The sequence below is a fragment of the Variovorax sp. 22077 genome (assembly GCF_052044195.1).
In the GTDB taxonomy this organism is placed as follows: Bacteria; Pseudomonadota; Gammaproteobacteria; order Burkholderiales; family Burkholderiaceae_C; genus Variovorax; species Variovorax atrisoli.
Genome location: NZ_JBQEQC010000001.1, coordinates 258,839 through 275,244, shown reverse-complemented (window position 1 = coordinate 275,244; position 16,406 = coordinate 258,839). Strand labels below are relative to the sequence as shown.

At 71.3% G+C, this 16,406-nt stretch carries 6 protein-coding genes; all 6 read right to left on the bottom strand.

Going from position 1 to position 16,406, the window contains the following annotated elements; genetic code table 11:
- Positions 1–16: 16 nt before the first annotated feature.
- Positions 17–1,228: a polysaccharide biosynthesis/export family protein gene (locus ACTJLF_RS01155; protein ID WP_354323195.1), complete on the bottom strand. Its 1,212-nt coding sequence runs from the start codon at positions 1,226–1,228 to the stop codon at positions 17–19.
- 68 nt (positions 1,229–1,296) lie between these two features.
- Positions 1,297–2,250, bottom strand: a complete 954-nt coding sequence (locus tag ACTJLF_RS01150; protein ID WP_019652692.1) for a hypothetical protein — start codon at positions 2,248–2,250, stop codon at positions 1,297–1,299.
- Positions 2,243–3,070, bottom strand: a complete 828-nt coding sequence (locus tag ACTJLF_RS01145; RefSeq protein ID WP_354420649.1) for a serine aminopeptidase domain-containing protein — start codon at positions 3,068–3,070, stop codon at positions 2,243–2,245. The genes ACTJLF_RS01150 and ACTJLF_RS01145 overlap by 8 nt, the downstream gene beginning before the upstream one ends.
- Complete coding sequence (locus ACTJLF_RS01140) at positions 3,067–3,792, bottom strand: 4'-phosphopantetheinyl transferase family protein (RefSeq protein WP_440882329.1); 726 nt, start codon at positions 3,790–3,792, stop codon at positions 3,067–3,069. The genes ACTJLF_RS01145 and ACTJLF_RS01140 overlap by 4 nt, the downstream gene beginning before the upstream one ends.
- Positions 3,793–3,797: 5 nt before the next feature.
- Complete coding sequence (locus ACTJLF_RS01135; protein WP_440882328.1) at positions 3,798–8,801, bottom strand: amino acid adenylation domain-containing protein; 5,004 nt, start codon at positions 8,799–8,801, stop codon at positions 3,798–3,800.
- On the bottom strand, positions 8,798–16,231 hold the full coding sequence (locus ACTJLF_RS01130) for an amino acid adenylation domain-containing protein (RefSeq protein WP_440882327.1): 7,434 nt from the start codon (positions 16,229–16,231) through the stop codon (positions 8,798–8,800). The genes ACTJLF_RS01135 and ACTJLF_RS01130 overlap by 4 nt, the downstream gene beginning before the upstream one ends.
- Between the last annotated feature and the right edge of the window lie 175 nt (positions 16,232–16,406).

The following is a 16,406-nucleotide window of genomic DNA, read 5'->3' as shown; positions in this document are numbered from 1 at the left end:
GTCCGGACGGGCGCGCCTAGCGGCGGGCGGTGTCGCGGGCGAGGTTGATGACCTGGGCGGCCGGGAGGATCAGGCTGAACACGCGGCTCCAGCTCACCAGCGGCACGCGGTCGACGTACACCACGTCGCGCGGCTGCAGCTCGAAGCGGTCGGCCAGCGCGAGCGCCACCGGGTTCTTCGCGTTCAGGTTGAAGACCTGCTGCACGTCGAGGTTGTCCGGCGCGTTGCGCACCACGTAGATCTGCCCCGGGTCGGAGGTGGTCAGGTCGGGCCCGCCCGCGTCGCCCAGCGCCTCGTTCAGCGTCAGGCGGCCGTTGTTGCGCATCTGCAGCGCCGACGGTGCGCGCACTTCGCCCATCACGTAGACGCGGCTGTCCTCGCGCGTTCCGACGTTGACGATGTCGCCGTTGCGCAGCGGAATGTTGTTGGCGTCGGCGCCCAGCGCCTGCAGCATCGGCAGGTTGATCACCGTCGAGACGCCGCCGCGCGTGAGCGTGACGTGCGCGCGGTCGCCGGCCTGGGTGAAGCTGCCGGCGCGGCTGATGGCCTCCGACAGCGTCATCGGCACGTCGGTGAAGATCTGCAGCCCCGGCGTGCGCACCTCGCCCTGCACGTAGGCGCGCTGGCTGCGGAAGGACTGGATGCGCACCGTCACCTGCGGGTCCTTGATGAAGGCCTTGATGCGGTCCGCGATCAGCTCCGAGGCGCCGCTCTCGGTCAGGCCCTGCACCTTGGTGCGGCCGATGTAGGGAAAGAAGATCTCGCCCTTGGCATCGACGATGAAGCCGGGCGCCACGGTCACGCCGGTCGGGTCCGACTGCTGGGCGATCACCGCACCGGCGTTCGGCAGCAGCTCGGGGTGGTCGTAAACGATGATGCCGACCACGTCGCCCGGCCCGATGGTGTAGACCGGCGCCGCGGTGAAGAGCCGCTTGATGTTGTCGGGCACGCCCGTCGGCCGCTGCGCGATCTGCGAGCGGATCAGGTCGGGCGTGATCGGGATGATCTTTCCGCTGTCGGCCGAAGCCGTGCTGTCGCCCGTGGTGCTGGTGAAGCCCAGCGGCGCCACCGTGCCGAAGCCCGGCGCACAGCCCGCCAGCGTCAGCAGCCCGATGGACACCAGCATGGCCAGGCCCAGCCATCGCAGGCGGGCCTGCGCTTGCGTCCGGGCCAGGGCCGCGAACGATGGGATTGCGCGCGGCTGTGTCGCTGGATCGTGGCGTTGCATGGTGGTCTCCTTGACGGCTGGTTGTGACGGTGGTGCAAGGTGCGAAAGGGGAGGAAGGCGGGCCCTTTTCAGAGCGCGGCCCAGGTGGTCATCGCCGGTTCCGGCGCCGCCGGCGCGGGGCTGCTGGCCTGGCTGCGACGCTCGATGCCGCCGGCCAGGCAGCGCTCGGCGACCCAGTCGCCCACGCTGCGCAGGAAGAGCTGCTGGCCTCTTTCGGTGCACACGGTGTGGTCGACCTCGCCGAGGAACTCGTACTGCAGCCCCTGCGCGAAGGGCTTGCGGGCGAAGGCGCCGAGCTGGTCGCGGCCGCGGTCGCACACGTGCAGAGAGCCCGAATACAGCAGCTGCATCGCCACATTGCGTTCGGCGAGCCGCTGCAGCGCGGCGCCGAACCAGATCGCGTTGGCCTCGGGTGCGCGCCTTTCGGCGAAGAAGCCCGGCATGGGCGTGGTCGAATGGCTGCGCGAGAAGCGGCGCTGCAGCCAGCGCCTGGCCTTGCCCGGGAACGAGGGGTGGGCCGGTGCGGCCAGTGCGCGGCGCAGATTGCGCTCCAGCCGCGCACGCAGCTCCGGAAAGGCGAAGCCGTCGAAGAGCGACAGCGCGACCACGCGCCTGTCGACCAGCGCGGCCGACATGGCCTGCTCCACGCCCGAGCACATGCCCACGATCACGAACTGCCGCGCACCCAGCGTGCGCTCGGCCGCGTCCATCGCCGCCTTCAGGCTGTGCACCGCGCGCATCTGCAGGTCGGGCGAGGTGGCCAGAGCCTCGCTGTCGCCGATCCCGCCCAGGTCGAAGCGCAGGCTGCTCACGCCGCGCGCGGCCAGCACATGCGCCAGCTTCACGTTGATGCGCCGCGGCCCCACCCGGTGGTTGGCGCCCATGTTGAACATGAGGCAGGCGGTGCCGCTGCGCGCCGGCCGCGCGGGGAGGGTGAGCATGCCCATCAGCGCGTCGCCGGGGCCGAACAGCAGCGGGGCCTGGGTGATGGCGAAGGGGAGCGTCGTGGTCGGGTCATTCATGAAGGGCACCCTGCAGGCGGTTGAGCGCGTCGGCCGGGACCATGGCGCTGTTGGGGTAGGGGTCCGAGGTCCAGTCGAGCTGGTGGCTGAAGTACGCGAGGCGCACCGGCATGTGGCGCGACTGCTGGTCGGCGGCCCACTGGGCGGTGCGTTCGTCGTCGGGCTCGGCCAGCACCAGCGTGTCGTGCAGCGCGGTGAGCGGCAGCGATTCGGGCACCAGCGCGGCCAGCTGGGCGCGCAGCGCGGGCGAGAGCACGGTGCCCAGCGCTTCGGCGGGCATCGCCTCGGGCTCCTGCAGCAGGCTGCGGCGCCAGGCCAGGTCGGGAATGCAGAAGGTGGTGTCGATGGCCGCCACATGCTGCTCGCGCAGCAGCCGGGCGTAGCCGCGCCCGTCGATCACCGGCTCCCACAGCACCAGCCGCACCGGGTCGCAGCGCCCGCCGCGCGCCGCCAGCACGGCCACCGTGGCGCCGAGCCGCGCACCGATCCACACGATGGAGGCGCCGGGCGCGCGCCGGCGCAGCTCTTCGTGCGCCGAGCACAGGTCGCGGCGCCAGCCGTCGAGCTCGCCCTCGGCTTCCTCGCCCGGCGAATCGCCCGAGCCATAGAAGTCGAAGCGCAGCGTGGCGATGCCCGAGCGCGAGAGCCGCTCGGCCAGCACCTTGAAGAAGCGGTGCGTGCGCAGGCCCTCCTGCCCGAACGGCGGGCACAGCAGCACGGCGGTGCCTCCCGCTGCGCCCTCGTTCGCTTCGGCGGGATGGAACACGCCGAAGAGCTGCCGCGAGGCCGGCCCGAACATGATCGGCGTCATTCGGCTCATGCGTGCGCCTCCAGCAGACGGCCGGAGTGGCTGGCCCGGCCGGCGCGCGCTTCCGTCTGCCGCCATTCGGCGATGGAGCCTACGCAGTCCATCCGCTCGGGCGCCGGTCCCAGCACCAGCCACAGGATGCGGCCGGCCACCGAGAGCTCGACACTGCGGCAGTCCGGCTCCAGGCCCACCTCGAAGCTCTGCGACGACAGCAGCAGCCCCACGCCGATGGCCTTGAGGCAGGCCTCCTTGCGCGTCCAGCAGGTCAGGAAGGCGCGGTCGCGCTCGTGCGCGGGCAGGGCGGCCAGCGCCTCCTGCTCGCGGTGGGTGAAATGCTCGGCCGCGAGCACCGCCGCGTCGGGCACCGGGCGCAGCAGCTCGATGTCGGCGCCCAGCGGGCCGCGGCCGCCGATGGCGATCAGCGCCAGGCCCTGGCTGTGGCTCAGCGAGAACTGCGTGCGCGCATGGCCGGTGAGCGACGGCTTGCCGAAGGAGCCCTTGGACAGGTGCAGCTCCGCATGCTGCAGGCCGGTGTACTCGCTCAACGCCTGCCGCAGCGCGAGGTGCGAGGCCACGTAGCGCTGGCGGTCCAGCGGCGAGCGGATGGCTTCGGCGCGCTCGCGCTCCTCGGCCGAGAGAACCTGCTCCGACGGAAGGCCGGCGAACCTGTCCAGGTCGACGTACAGGCACAGCGGCACGTCGATGGAGATCGGCTGGGGGGTGCTGTCAGTCATGTCCATCACCCCTTGCGCAGCCAGCCGCCGAGCGCGCCCAGCAGCCCGCCGCGGTGCTGCTGCGCGGCCGTGCCGGCGGCGAGTTCGGCGAGTTCGGAGGGCACGCCCTCGGCAGCGCCTCGGGGCGAGGCGGCGATCTGCCCGAGGTTCTCGAACAGGTAGCGGCGCGGCTCCACGCGATGGCCCAGCGCCTGCTGTGCCTGCTGCACCGCGCGCAGCACCAGCAGCGAGTCGCCGCCCAGGTCGAAGAAGTTGTCGCCCGGGCGGATGTCGGCCACGTCGATGCCGATCACCTCGGCCCAGATGCTGGCGAGCTGCGCCTGCTCCGGTTCGAGCTGGCTCTGCTTCGCTCTTGCCGCCCCGCCGTTGCCGTCGATCGCTGCGCCGGGCGCGGCCGCCTTGGCAGGGTCGGTGGCGGCCATCTTGCGCAGGTAGGCGGCGCTGGTCGAGGTCTCGGGGTCGGTGATCCGCTCCAGCGTGGCGCCGGGCTCTTCGGCCACGCGGCGCAGCACTTCGAGATAGCGCTCGCGCAACTGGGCGCCGGTCTCGCGCAGGTAGACGTCGGCGTTGTAGATCAGCGCGCCTTCCAGTCCGTGCGGCTTGTCCATCAGCCACACGCCGATGTCGTCGGTGGCGCCGTGCTGCATCACGTGGACCTGGCGGGTCTGCAGGCTGCCGACGCAGCGCGAGCGTTCGCGCGCGTCCTGGAACGAGAACATCGACTGGTAGGGCCCGGAGGTCTTGATCTGCCCCGCGTAGCCCGGCTCCTGCATCAGGCGCTCGAAGGGCACCTGCTGGTTGTTCATCATCGACAGCAACTCCTGCTTCACGTAGCGCATGAAGGCCGGCAGCGTGAGCGAGCGGTCGATGGCGAGCGAGACCGGCAGCACGTTGTTGAAGAAGCCCATGACGTCTTCCGTCTCCGCCTGCTGGCGTCCGCGCACCGGGTTGGCGATGACGATGGCGTCGTTGCCGGTCACCTGCGCCATGGTCAGCGCGTAGACGCCGAAGGTCAGCATGCTCAGCGTCACGTCCATGTCGCGAGCGATCTCGCGCAGCCGCTGCGTGCTCTGCAGGTCGATGTGGATCCAGTGCGCGCCGCCCTGGCCGCTCTTGCCGGCGCGCCGGGGCATGTCGGTCACCGGCGGGCGCACGGCCCTCGCGCCTTCGAGGCGGCCGCGCCAGAAGACGAGCTGCTCCTCGCAGGCCGGGCCGTCGAGCCATTTCTCCAGCCACTCGGCGTAGTCGCCCTGCGTGGTGAAGAGCGCGGGCAGGTTGTGCGGGCGGCCGCGCTCTGCGGCGTCGTACAGCGCCGCCATCTCGCGCTGCATGAGGTCGAAGGACCAGCCGTCCCAGATCAGATGGTGCGGAACGAAGAGGAACACATGCTCGTCCTCGTCGAGCCGGAACAGCGCCGCGTGCATCATCGGCGCGCTGTGGATGTCGATGGGCCGGTCCGCCAGCTCCTGCATGCGCTCGGCCAGCTCGGCCTCGCGCTGGTCGGCGGGCAGGCTGCGCAGGTCGACCAGCGGCAGGGCGAATTCCGCTGACTGGGAAATCACCTGCACCGGCTTGCCGCTTTCGGCGTCGATGCCGATGTGGGTGCGCAGCGAGGGCTGGCGGCGGATGATCTCGCGCCACACCGCCTCGAAGCGCGCCGCATCGAGCTGCCCGGTGAGCCGCTGCGCCGAGGGTGCGTTGTAGACCGAGCGGCCCGGATGCAGCTGCTCCATGAAGCGGATGCGCTCCTGAGCCATGGTCAGCGGCGCGGTGGTGCGCCCGATGCTGCGGCCGATCGGCGCCTGCAGGCCGACGCCCGAGCCCTGCAGCGCCTGGATGGAGGCTGCCAGCTTCTCGGCCGTGGGCGACTCGAAGAGAGTGCGCAGCGGCACCGTCACCTGGAACTCGCGGCTCAGCAGCGTGGTCAGGCGCGCCGCCAGCAGCGAATGGCCGCCCATGGTGAAGAAGTCGTCGTGCATGTCCAGCCCGGGCAGGCTCAGCACCTTCTCCATCAGCGCGAGCACCTTGCGCTCGTGCTCGTTGCGCGGGGCCGCGCCGCGGCGCACCTCGTCGCGCGCCACTGCCTGCGGAGGCGGAAGCGCGACACGGTCGATCTTGCCGTTGGCCAGCTTGGGCAGCACGTCCATCGTCACCACGTGCTGCGGCAGCATGAAGGCCGGCAGGTGCTTGCGCAGGTGCACCATCAGCGTCTCGAGGTCGAAGCCCGCGCCCTGCTTGAGCGCGAGGTAGGCCACCAGGCGCACGTCGCCGGGGTTGTCCTCGCGGGCGATCACCACCGCGCGCGAGACGCCCTCGACCTCGCAGCAGCGCACCTCGATCTCGCCGGGCTCGATGCGGTAGCCGCGCACCTTCACCTGGAAGTCCAGCCGCCCGAGGTGGTCGAGCAGGCCGTCGTTGCGCCAGCGGCCGCGGTCGCCGGAGCGGTATATCTTCTTGGGCGTGCCGAAGATGCGCACCGTGACGAAGCGCTCGGCCGTCAGCTCGGGGCGGTCGATGTACCCCAGCGACACGCCTTCGCCCGCGATGCAGATCTCGCCCGGCACGCCGATGGGGCAGGGCTGCAGGTCGGCGTCGAGGATCCAGATCTCGGTGTTGTCCACCGGCCTGCCGATGGCGACACCGCGCGAGGCGATCTCTTCCGGGCGCACATGCCAGGCGGTGGAATACACCGTGGTCTCGGTCGGGCCGTAGCCGTTCCACAGGCCTTCCATGCGTTCGCACAGCGCCAGCGCCATGCTCGGGCGCAGCGCCTCGCCGCCGGTCCAGCCACGGAAGCCCGGCGCACCGCCGGCCCACTGGGCATCGAGCAGCAGCTGCCACATGCCGGGCGTGGCCTGCAGCAGGGTGATCTGCTCCTCGTCGAGCGCGCGCGACAGGCGGGTGCCGTCCATCGCGACCTCGCGCTTGACGATCACCAGCTCGGCGCCCGCCGCCAGCGGCAGCAGCAGGTCGGGCACCGCCATGTCGAAGGACAGGGTGGTGACGGCCGCGATGCGGTCGTGCGGCCCGACGTTGGATTCGCGCTGCATCCACTGCAGCAGGTGCGCCACGCCCCGGTGATGGGCGATGACGCCCTTGGGCAGGCCCGTCGAGCCCGAGGTGTAGATGATGTACGAGGCATCCTCGGGGCCCGGGTCGTCCGCGCTCGGCGGCAGCGGCTCGCCGGAGAGCTGGCGCCAGTTGTCGCGGTCGATCTCGAAGATGCGCGCGCCCGCGTCGGCGCGCCAGTCGCGCGGTGCGACAGCGATGTCCGACGAGGTCAGCATCAGGCTGAGGCCCGCGTCGGTGGCGTAGTGGTCGAGCCGGGCCTGCGGGAAGGCGGTGTCCAGCGGCACGTAGGAGGCCCCTGCCTTGAGCACGCCCAGCATCGCGATCACCATCTCCAGGCTGCGCTCCACGCAAAGCCCCACGCGCTGGCCGCGGCCCACGCCGCGTGCGCGCAGGGCGCGTGCGAGGCGGTTGGAAAGCGCGTCGAGCTCGCCGTAGCTGCAGGTCCTGGCGCCGTCGCGCACCGCGGGGCTGTCGGGCTGCATCGGCACGCGCGCGAGGAAGCCCGCATGCGCCAGCGGCGCGCCGACCAGCGGAACGCGCGCCGGCTGCAGCGCGATCAGGTCGCGCGCGGCGTCGGCCGAAAGCACCTCCAGCCGGTCGACGGTCTCGTCGGGCTTGTGCGAGGCCGACAGCAGCACGCACTCGAACATGTCGAGCCAGCGCAGAACGCTCACCTCGTCGAACAGGTCGGTGTTGTACTGGACCTCGACCATCAGGCCGCCTTCGTGCGGGCGCAGGTTGGCGAAGAGCTCGAAGTTCTCGTAGCGGCGGGCGATGGTGTCCTGCACCACGTCCAGCGTGGTGAAGGCCTGCGCGCTGCTGGCCACGTCGGGGTCGACGTTGAAGGCCACGCTCACCAGCGGCAGCCGGCTCGGGTCGCGCTCCAGAGAGAGCTGGCCCAGCAGCGCGCCATAGGTCAGCGCCTGGTGGTCGAAGGCGTCGAGCACGGCGGTGTTGCACTCGTCCATCAGCGCGTCGAAGCGCATGCCCGCGTGCGCGGCGATGCGCAGCGGCAGCAGGTTCACGCAGTGCCCGACCAGGCCCGGCATGTCGTGCGCGAGCTGGCCCGAAGCCGGGATGCCGACCACGATGTCGTCCTGGCCGGAAAGACGGTGCAGCGTCGCCACGAAGCCGCTGAGCAGGCCGGTGAAGAGGCTGATTCCGGCCTTGGTGCTGGCCGATCGCACCGCGGCGACCAGCCGCTTGTCGAGCAGCCGCTCGGCACGGCGCGAATTGAAGGTGCGCGCGGCCGGGCGCGGGCGGTCCAGCGGCAGGTCGAGCACCGGCAGCGGGCTGCCGGGGAAGCGGCCCAGCCAGTAGTCGATGTGCGCCTGCATGTCGGGGTGCGCGGCGGCAGCGACTTCCTCAGCGGCGAAGTCGGAGAAGAGCGGCGCGGCCTTCAGCTTCAGGCCCGTGCCGGTCTCCTCGGCATACAGATGGCCCAGCTGCTCGGTGATGACCGCCCAAGACCAGCCGTCGCACACCACGTGGTGCGCCGACATCACCAGTTCGTGCTCGGTTTCGCCGAGGCGGTAGAGCGCGGCGCGGAAGAGCGGACCGTGCTCCAGCGAGAACGGCGTGCACACGGCCTCGTCGTGCGCATCGCGCAGCGCCAGCGCACGGGCATCGGGTGCGAGGCCGGCCAGGTCGTGCTCTGCCATCGGGTTGCCGCCCGGGTGGCTCACCAGCATGCAGGTGCCGTCGGGCGAGATGGTGGAGCGCAGGGCCTGGTGGCGTTCCAGCAGCCGGGCCATGGAGCGCGCCAGCGCGTCGTGGTCGAGTTCGCCGCGCAGGCGCAGCACCACCGACTCGTTGTAGGCCATCGAGGCCTCGGGGCTCAGCGTCGCGCCGAGCCAGACTTCGCGCTGCGATTCCGTGGTCGGGATGATGCACTCCACGGCACCGCCGCTCGCGGCGGGCTTGAGAACGGCGTTCATGCTGCGACCTTTCCGTTGACGTGTTGCTGGCTGGCGGCGGCCGCGTCGGGCACGTACCAGAAGGGCTGGCCGTCGATGTCGCGGGCCAGTACGGAGCCTTCCTCGGCGGGCTTGTGCAGGTCGAAGCCGGTGAGGGGCACTGCGCGGCGCGGCAGGAAGCCGGATTCCTGCATCTCGGCGACCGATTCCTTGAAGGCGCGCTGGATGAAGGCGATGTCCTCGGCGCTGTGGGCGCTCGTGAGGAAGCAGGGGAAGTTGTCCAGGATGTGGACCCCGCGGCTGCGCATCATGGCGAACAGCAGGTCCTGCAGCGGATGGTCTTCGAGCCAGCTCACGCGCCACAGCGACGAGAAATGCCGGACCTCGATGGGCGCGCCCACCTCCCTGCACCAGCCCGAAAGCTCGGCCGCCATGGCGGTGGTGCTGGCGTTGAGCCCCGACTGCAGCGCGGGCCCGGCTTCCTTCAGGTGATCGAGCGAGGCCTTCGCCGCCGCGAGCGCGAGCGGATGGCGCACGAAGGTGCCGGCAAAGTAGGTCACGCCCACGCCGGGAATGGAGTCGTCGCCGTACTGCCAGGCGCCGCCGTCGAGCGCGTCCATGAACTCGCGCTTGCCCGCGATCACGCCCACCGGGAAGCCGCCGCCGATGACCTTGCCGTAGGTGGCCAGGTCGGCGCGCACGCCGAAGAACTCCTGCGCGCCGCCCAGCGCGGTGCGGAATCCGGTGATGACCTCGTCGAAGATCAGGCAGCAGCCGTTCTTCGCGGTGATTTCGCGCAGCTCGTGCAGGAACTCGCGCGGCTGGAAGTCGGGCCGGCGGCTCTGCACCGGCTCGGCCACCACCGCGGCCAGGTCGCCCGCGTTCTCGCGGATGAACTCCAGCGCCTCGGGCGTGCCGTAGTCGAGCACGCGGATGTCGCCGAACATGCCGCTCATCACGCCCGGCGCGGCCGACAGGCCCTTGCCGGCCTTGCCAGCGCGCACCAGCACCTCGTCGAAGGTGCCGTGGTAGGAGCCGGTGAACACCACCACCGTGCTGCGGCCGGTGACGGTGCGCGCGATGCGCAGCGCCGCCATCACCGCCTCGGAGCCGGTGTTGCACAGGCCCGCGCGGTCGTTGCCGGTGAGTTCGCACACCAGCGCCGTCACTTCGGCGGCCAGCGGGTGCTGCGGCCCGATCTCGTAGCCCGCGTCGAGCTGCCGGCGCACGGCGTCGAGCACGAAGTCGGGCTGCCAGCCGAACATGTTCATGCCGAAGCCGTTGAGCGCGTCGACGTACTCGTTGCCGTCGAGGTCCCACATCTTCGAACCCTTGGAGCGCTCGATGACGATCTGGTAGGTGATCTCCTTCGTGATCGGCCTGAAGCCGTTGACCACGCGCGGATCGGCCATGTGCGGGCGGTTGGCCTCGGTGAATTCCTTGCTCTTGCGCGTGCGCTCCACGTAGCGGCGGATGAAGGCCGCCAGCCGCGCCTTCTGCCGGCCGCTGGGCTCGGCGGTGCGCTGGGTGTGGATGCGGGCGATGGCGCCGAAGGCCTTGCTCACGTCGTAGCGCACGGGCTGCGCGGGCTCGTCGGCGGCAGCGGCGGCAACGACAGGGGCGGGCGCGGCTGCCGGTGCAACCGCCACGGCGGCGGAAGCGGCCTGCACGGGTGCCATGGCCTGCAGCGTCACCAGCGGCGCTGCGGCAGCGGCGCCCGACAGCAGCGCGAGCTGCTGTCGCATCAATTCCATCTGCTGCGAAATCAGCTGGGGCAGATGGGCGTCGGCCATGGCGGCGCTGCCTTGCACGGGCATGTAGACCGGCATCGGCGCCGGCATCGGCTGCTGCACGGCCGCCTGCATGACGGAGACCGCGGTTTCGACTGGCGCGCTCGCCGCCGGAGCCATCGGGGCGGCGGGGGCCGGCGCCGCCTCGGGCGGCAGGCTCTCGCGCAGGAAGGCCGAGAGCGCGTCGAAGCTGCGGTAGTTCTCCATCAGCTGGCGGAAGCTCACGCCGACCTTGAAGTGCTTCTTGATCTGCGTGGCCGCCTGCGTGAGCGTGAGCGAGTCGAGGCCCAGTTCGCCGAAGGGCGCCTGTCCCTCGGCCTGGGCCATGTCGAGGCCGGAGATGTCTTCGAACAGGGCGCGCAGGCGAGCGTCGATGGGCGATGCGGCTGGCGGAGGAAGCGGCGAGGGCGTAGCGGCGGTCACGATCGGCTCCAGGGAAATGGGTGGGACGACGACGGCGGCGACGGGCGCAGCCGCAATGGACGAAACGACGGGAGAAGCAGCGGGACTGGCGGCGGGCGCAGGGACAGGGGCCGGGGCGATGTCGACCCAGCAGCGCTTGCGCTCGAAAGGCGTGGTCGGCAGGCGCACGCGCTGCGCGCCGGCACGGGCGGTCAGGCGCGAGAGCTCGACCTCGGCACCGCGGGCCCACAGGCGCGCGAGTGCCAGTCGAAGGGTGCGTGCCTCGTCGGCATCGGCGCCGGGCTCCAGGTGCAGCAGCGCAGCGACGCTGTCCGCCTTGGCACCGTGCTGGCGCGCCAGCGTGGCGAGCGTGTTGCGCGGGCCGGCCTCGACGAAGAGCGGGTTCTGCAGCTGCGCCATCGCGCTGCGCAGGGCCGGCGAGAAACGCACCGTGCCGCGCAGGTGCCGGGCCCAGTAGGCCGGGCTGGTGGCGTCGGCGTCTTCGAGCGGCTGGCCGGTGAGCGTCGAGAAGATCGGGATCTGCGGCGCGCGCAGCGCCACCTTGGCCACCAGCGCCTCGAAGGGCGCGACGGCCGGTTCCATCATGGCCGAGTGGAAGGCATGCGAGGTCTGCAGCGCGCGGCAGGCAATGCCGTCGGCCTCCAGCGCGGCCTGCAGCGCGGCGATGTCCTCGAAGGGGCCGGCGGCCACGCAGGCCGTGGGGCCGTTGTCGGCGGCGAGCGAAAGACCGGACCCGAGCCGGCCGGCGAGATCGGCCGCGCCCATGCGCACCGACAGCATCGCGCCCGCGGGCTGCGCCTGCATGAGCGCGCCGCGGCGGGCGACCAGCCGGGCGGCATCCTCGAGCCGCATCACGCCGGCGATGACGGCCGCGACGAACTCGCCCACGCTGTGGCCGACCAGCGCATGCGGACGAGCGCCCAGTGCCAGCAGCCGGCGGGCGAGTGCGTATTCGAGCGTGAAGATCGCGGGCTGCGTGGCGGCCGTGGGTGCCAGCGCCTGCGGGTCGTCGCTGAACATGCGCTCGCGCAGGTCGAAGTCCGTGGCGCCGGCGAAGGCTTCCATGCAGTCGTCGAAGGCTGCGGCGAACACCGGGTCGTTCGCATGGAGGTTGCGGCCCATGCCGGCGTATTGCGCGCCCTGGCCGGGGAACATCAGCACCAGCTGCTGTGCGCGCGCGGCCGCGCGGCCGCTGGCGGCGCGGGGCGACGCGGCATCGCGCAGCGCGGCGATGGCTTCGGCAGTGCCGCCGGCCACCACGGCGCGGCGGAAGGCGTGGGCCTTGCGGCCGACCGAGAGGGTGTGGGCCACGTCGGCAAGGGGGAGTGCTGGATGGCTTTCCAGGTGTGCGGCGAGCTGGCCGGCGGCGACGTCGAGCGCCGCCTCGGAGCGGGCCGAGAGCAGCAGCACCTGGTCGCCCGAGGCCGGCGGCGAGGCGGGCCGCGGCGGCGCTTCCTCGACGATGACGTGCGCATTGGTGCCGCCCACGCCGAAGGAGCTGACGCCCGCGCGGCGCGGCTGCTGCGTGCGCGGCCACTGCTGCAGGCTCGCGGTGACGTGGAAAGGCGTGCGCGCGAAATCGATCGCCGGGTTCGGCGCGCTGAAGTGCACGGTCGGCGGGATCTGCTCATGGTGCAGCGCCAGCGCCGTCTTGATGAGGCCTGCCGCACCCGCCGCCGTGACCATGTGGCCCACGTTGCTCTTGAGCGAGCCTAGCGTGCAGAAGTCCAGCGCGTCGGTGTGCTCGGCGTAGGCGCAAGCCAGTGCCTCGACTTCCACCGGGTCGCCCATCGGCGTGGCGGTGCCGTGCGCTTCCACGTACGAGATGCTGCGCGCGTCCACGTCGGCTGCCGCCAGCGCGGCGCGGATGACGGCCGCCTGGCCGTCGACGCTGGGCGCGGTGAAGCTGGCCTTGGCGCCGCCGTCGTTGTTCACGCAGGCGCTGCGCAGCACGGCGTAGATGGTGTCGCCGTCGGCCTGCGCGTCGGCCAGCCGCTTGAGCAGCACCACCGCGGCGCCGTCGCTGAAGACCGTGCCCTGCGCCTGCGCGTCGAAGCTGCGCGTGTGGCCGTCGGGCGAGAGCATCGAACCCTCGTTGTAGAGATAGCCGCTGCGCGGCGGGCAGGTGACCGAGGCGCCGCCGGCCAGCGCCATGTAGCACTGGCCCGTGCGCAGCGCATGGAACGCATGGGCCACCGCCACCAGCGAGGTCGAGCAGGCGGTGTGCACGCTGACGGCCGGGCCGGTGAGGTTGAGCCGGTTCGCCACCCGGGTGGTGATGTAGTCCTTCTCGTTGGCCAGCATCACCTGGAACTCGCCCACCGGCTCCACCAGGTCGGGCCGCGTGCTCACGTGGCGCTGGAAGTAGGTCGCGTTGTACATGCCGGCGTACACGCCCACCGGGCCCGGCGCGGCGTCGGGCACATAGCCGGCGCGCTCCAGCGCCTCCCAGCAGATCTCGAGGAACACGCGCTGCTGCGGGTCCATGAGCTGCGCTTCCTTCGGGCTGATGCCGAAGAAGGCGGCGTCGAAGTCCTCGATGCCGTCGATCACGCCGCGGGCGCGCACGTAGGCCGGATCGCTGCGCAGCGCCTCGGAGATGCCGGCGTCGAGCGTGGCGTCGTCGAAGAAGCTGATGGTGTCGCGCCCGGCGACGAGGTTGTCCCAGAACTGCTCCACGTCGGCCGCGCCGGGAAAGCGCCCGGCCGTGGCGATCAGCGCGACGGCGTCTTCCATATGGGTGGCCGCTGCGGTCGGTCGATCCTTGAAACCGGCCGCAGCGGCCTCGGCGGGCTGTTCGTCCGCCGGGTGCATCCGCGCCCCCATCGCTTTTGGTGTGGGATTGCGGAAGAAAAGGTTGGCCGACAGCGGCGCCGCCGAGTCCTGCCGCAGGTCGGCCAGCACCTGCAGCACGAGCAGCGAGTCACCGCCGAGGTCGAAGAAGTTGTCGTTGCGCCCGACCTTTGCAATGCGCAGCGCACGCGCGAACGCATCGCAGACACGCTGCTCGAAGGCGTCGCGCGCCTCCTCGAAGGGCTGGGCGAGGTCGGGGCGCTCGCCCGCCGGCTCGGGCAGCGCCCTGCGGTCGAGCTTGCCGTTGGAGGTGACCGGCAGCTGGGCGAGCCACACCTGTGCCGACGGCACCATCGCCGCGGGCAGCCGGTCTGCCAGATGGGCGCGCAGGGCCTCCCAGGAAGGCCGCTGTTCCGCAGAGCGCGAAACCAGATAGGCGACCAGGCGCAGCTGTCCGTTTCCGTCGGGCCGGGCGACCACGGCGCACGACTGGACGCCCGGGTGAGAGAGGATCGCGGCCTCGACTTCGCCCGTCTCGATGCGGTGGCCGTGGATCTTCACCTGGCCGTCGCGGCGGCCGATGAATTCGATGGTGCCGTCGGGCAGCCAGCGCGCGAGGTCGCCGGTGCGGTAGAGCCGCTCGCCGGCGGCGCCGAAGGGGTCTTGCACGAAGCGCTCGGCGCTGAGCCCGGGTTGTCGCAGGTAGCCGCGCGCCAGCCCGTGGCCGCCGATGCAGAGCTCGCCCACGAAGCCGGTCGGCAGCAGCGCCATCGACGGGCTCAGCACGCGCAGCACGGTGTTCTTGATCGGCCGGCCGAGCGGAATGGAGCGCAGCCCCTCGGCCAGCGGCGCGGCGATGCGGTACGTGGCCGCGAAGGTGGTGCACTCGGTGGGACCGTAGCCGTTGCTCAGGGTGAGCTGCGGCAGTGCGGCAAGCGCGCGCCGCACGTGCGGCACGGAAAGCGCCTCGCCGCCGGTGAACAGGTGGCGCAGGCCGGCGAGGTGCGCCGGGTCGTCGTCGATCACCGCGTTGAAGAGCGCCGCCGTGAGCCATGCGGTGTGCACGCCGTGGCGCCCGATGGTGCGAGCCAGGCCCGCGCCGGTGGGCACGCGCTCGTCGTGGACGACGCAGCAGCCGCCGTTGAGCAGCGGGCCCCAGATCTCGAGCGTGGCCGCGTCGAAGCCCAGCGGCGCCGCGTGCAGCATCGCAAGGCCCGGGGCGAGGTCGACGTAGTCCACGCCCGCCACCAGCCGCAGGATCGAGCGATGGCAGATCTCGATGCCCTTGGGCGTGCCCGTGGAGCCCGAGGTGTACATGACGTAGGCCACCGATTCGGCGTCGATGGCCGGTGGATTCAAGAAACCACGGTTCTGCTTGTCTTCAATCTCGTCGACCAGAAAAACGGCCTGACCGGGCGGAACCAGATGCCGCAGCTCCTGCGTGGTGAGCACCTGGTGCGCGCCGGCTTCCGCAAGCATGTAGGCGATGCGGTCGGCCGGGTAGTCCGTGGGCACCGGCACGTAGGCGGCGCCGGCCTTGAGGATGCCGAGCTGCGCGACGATGGCCGGCATCGAGCGCTCCAGCAGCATGCCCACGCCGTCGCCCGGCTGCACGCCCAAGCTCTGCAGGCGCTGCGCGAGGTCGCTGGAGCGGCGGTCGAGCTCGCCGTAGCTCATCGTCGCGTCGCCCTGCGCAAGGGCGATGGCATCGGGCGCCGTCTCCACCTGGCGCGCGAACATGGCCGGCACGGTCAGGGCCGAGTCCACCGGCGCGAGTGCGGTGTTCCAGGCGTCGAGCTGGTCGGCGCGGTCGGCTTGCGGCTGGGTGCGGATGTCGCCGATGGCGGCGTCGGGGCGATCGAACAGGTCCTGGGCCGTGTCGACGAGGGCGGCGAGCAGCTGGTCGATGTCGGCTGCATCCATCAGGCTTTCGGCCGCATCCATATGAAGAGTGCCGGTCGCCGCGTCGAAGCGCAGGCGCACCGGGGCGTCTGCGCTCTCCGATCCTTCCCGCAGCCACAGGGAAGGGACGGCTGCTGCTTGCTGCGCCGGCGCAGTGGTATTACGGCGGCTGGCATCCACGACGGCCAGCCACGCGTCGGCGGAACTGGCCGCGTCGAACGACACGGCGACCGGGGCGCGACCCGGCTCGTGCAGCACAGGCTGAGCGATGCCGAGCCAGCGCGACTGCAGCAGCAGCCAGGCGGCTGCGAAGAGGGTGTCGGGAAGCTGGTCGCCGCCCGCATGGCGGCGCGTCCAGTCACCAGCGAGACGGGAGGGCAGGGCTGCCGCGCCGGCGTGGCGGCCGACGGGGCCGTTCGAATTGGATCGCGGCGCGAAAAGGCCTTCCAGAGAAGGCTCTGGAGTTGCCTGGGCCGGCTGCGAAACAGTTTGAATTTCCACGTAAATATCCCGAAAGAAATAGCGCGAAAGCGTCCGTGCCATTGGAAAATCCATTGGCATCAATTGAAAGAACAGGAGGTGGTCCGTGCTTTTTCGTGACTTCATCCTAGGGTGTTTGCTGATGCCGTTGTGTTAACTTAAGGCCCTAGTTACAACTGGATAAAGTTATTTCGCATACGTACTACCCGAACCGTCCAGTACGAGGTAACTGATGCGC